Raw genomic sequence first — 2,432 nt, forward strand, 5'->3', positions numbered from 1 at the left:
CCCTGCTGCAGGCCGCGGCCGCCGCGTTCGACCACGGCGTGCTGGTCACCGCGTCCCTGGCGGCATTGCTGGCACTGGTGGCCGCGATCGTGGTTGGAAGGGTCGTCAAGCCCCTCGCAAGGTAACCATTGGTCGATTCTTTACCAAAATCTAGATTAATTCGGGCGAAGTTATTCAGTTAGGCCCGTAGACCACGTAGGCTAGGACATGTAGTTTCAAAGTAATTCGCGAAGTACCCTTTAGAAGCTTGCAGACGTCAACACGTTGAATGTCAGGCAACCTTTCTAGACGTGAAGTGAATGACCTGGCTGCTTCGCACAATCGGCCGGCGGAACTCCCAGCGGGAGAGCCTTCGACGGTTTGCGTGGAAACAACCATTTCCGCCACGAGGTGTGGCGGGATTACGTCTGAAAGGACCAAGGAATAAATGGCAACTGGAATCGTGAAATGGTTCAACGCTGAAAAGGGCTTCGGCTTCATCGCTCCGGACAGCGGCGATCCGGACGTCTTCGCACACTTCTCCGCCATCCAGACCCAGGGCTTCCGCACCCTGGACGAGGGCCAGAAGGTTGAGTTCGAGGTTGTCGAGGGCCCGAAGGGCCTGCAGGCAGCTGACATTCGCGCTCTCTAAAGGCGAAACGGCTACACGCCAAGCTTGAACGGTGCCGAACCGGGACTTTCCCGGTTCGGCACCGTTTTTTGTGAGCCTTTCCTCGCCCTCGGACTGTCTCACGACGGAATACCGTGGGTCCCATCGTGGTTGGCACCACTGTGAAGCTTTCCATTCTTGATCTTGCCCCGGTGGCACCGGACTCCACGGTTGCCGACTCCTTCAAATCCTCGGTACGCCTGGCCCAGATGGCCGAACGCGCGAACTACGAACGCATCTGGTACGCCGAACACCACAACATGGCGACCATCGCATCCTCGGCCACCGCGGTCCTCATCAGCCACATCGCCCACCACACCAACCGGATCCGGCTGGGGTCCGGCGGCATCATGCTTCCCAACCACTCCCCGCTGGTGATCGCCGAGCAGTTCGGCACGCTGGCCGAAATCTTCGGGGACCGCATCGACCTGGGTTTGGGCCGGCCCCAGGCACCGACCCGGTCACCCTCCGCGCGCTGCGCCGTGAGCCCAACGCGGCCGACACCTTCCCGCACGACGTGCTGGAGCTGCAGGCCTACCTGGCCGATGAATCGCGCATCCCCACCGTCCGGGCGATTCCCGGGGCCGGCACCGGGTGCCGCTGTACATCCTGGGCTCCTCGCTGTTCGGCGCGAAGCTGGCCGCGCAGCTGGGCCTGCCCTATTCCTTCGCTTCCCACTTCGCCCCGGATGCCCTGCACCAGGCGGTGCAGCTGTACCGGGACGAGTTCACCCTTCCGAGCAGCTGGACAAGCCCTACGTCATTGCCGGGGTCGGGGTCCTGGCCGCCGACAGCACCAGCGCGCCCACGAGTTGATGGAACAGGCCAAGCGCCAGCGGGTGGCCTCCTTCCTGGGCCGCAATCGGGAGGAACCGTTCACCGAGGCGGAAATCGACATGCTCATGGGCACTGCCCCCGCCGCCCAGGTCCTGGACATGATGCGCTACACCGCGGTCGGCGCGCCCTCCGACGTCGCCGAATACCTGGAGCATTTCGCCAAGGCCAGCCAGGCCGACGAGCTGATCACCGTGCACTACCCGCTGCAGGAATCCGAACGCCTGGATTCGGTGTGGCTCACCGCGCAGGCCGTCGGCCTGGCCGCCAACGCCTAGCAACACCACGACCCCGCCCCCATGCCGGCGCCGGCACCTCCGCTCGGGCGTCGGCATGGCCGGCGGGTGGAATCAAAAATGCCCCGCAACGGGGCATTTTGCGTTGTCTGGAGGTCCGCCGCGGCGGAATACCGCGCAAGGTGGCTCAGGCGCTTAGCCGCACCCAGCGCCGTACTGCATGAACAGTGCCACGATCAAGGTCACGGTCAGCAGACCCTCCACGCCGATGTAGGCGTAGTGCCACAGCGAGCCGCCCTCGAAGTTTCCGGCCAGCACCGCGTCGGTGCGGCGGGACAGGCCCGGTCGGATGGCCACGGTCTTGATCAGCAGCCACAACCCGCTCAACCCCAGCACGGTCCACCAAGCGCGGTCCACGCCGCGCCGAACGCTGGCGGCCAGCCAGGCCAGGAACAGGACGATCTCCACCACGTTCATCGCCGCGAAAACCAGTCGGCCAATACCCAGCCCGAGCGGAATGGTGATGCCCGGGGCGGTGAACTTCAGCGGCGCCTCGATGAAGGAGATCCCGATGATCAGCCCCAGCCAGATGGCCGGGACCAGGAGCCGGGTGGCCACGGCCCATCGGGCGGCGGTGCTGGGTCGGGTGGCGCAATCGGTGTGGGACAAGGCGTTCATGCCTTCCACTCTACGCCGCGCCGGACAGCCCGCTGG

At 64.8% G+C, this 2,432-nt stretch carries 2 protein-coding genes and 1 pseudogene; 2 read left to right on the forward strand and 1 reads right to left on the reverse strand.

Translation table 11 applies throughout. From position 1 onward, the window contains the following. Positions 1 to 427 precede the first annotated feature (427 nt). Both JCM19049_RS11750 and JCM19049_RS11755 read left to right on the forward strand, forming a co-directional pair. Complete coding sequence (locus tag JCM19049_RS11750; RefSeq protein WP_013349999.1) at positions 428 to 631, forward strand: cold-shock protein; 204 nt, start codon at positions 428 to 430, stop codon at positions 629 to 631. Between the two features lie 140 nt (positions 632 to 771). Next, positions 772 to 1,760 (forward strand): annotated as a pseudogene (locus tag JCM19049_RS11755) (LLM class flavin-dependent oxidoreductase). A 153-nt stretch (positions 1,761 to 1,913) separates the two neighbouring features. Here the strand turns inward: JCM19049_RS11755 and JCM19049_RS11760 are convergent. Beyond that, positions 1,914 to 2,336 carry a hypothetical protein gene (locus JCM19049_RS11760; RefSeq protein ID WP_279403081.1) on the reverse strand — a complete coding sequence of 141 codons (423 nt, stop codon included), beginning with the start codon at positions 2,334 to 2,336 and terminating at the stop codon, positions 1,914 to 1,916. Between the last annotated feature and the right edge of the window lie 96 nt (positions 2,337 to 2,432).

It is taken from the genome of Arthrobacter sp. JCM 19049, assembly GCF_001310435.1.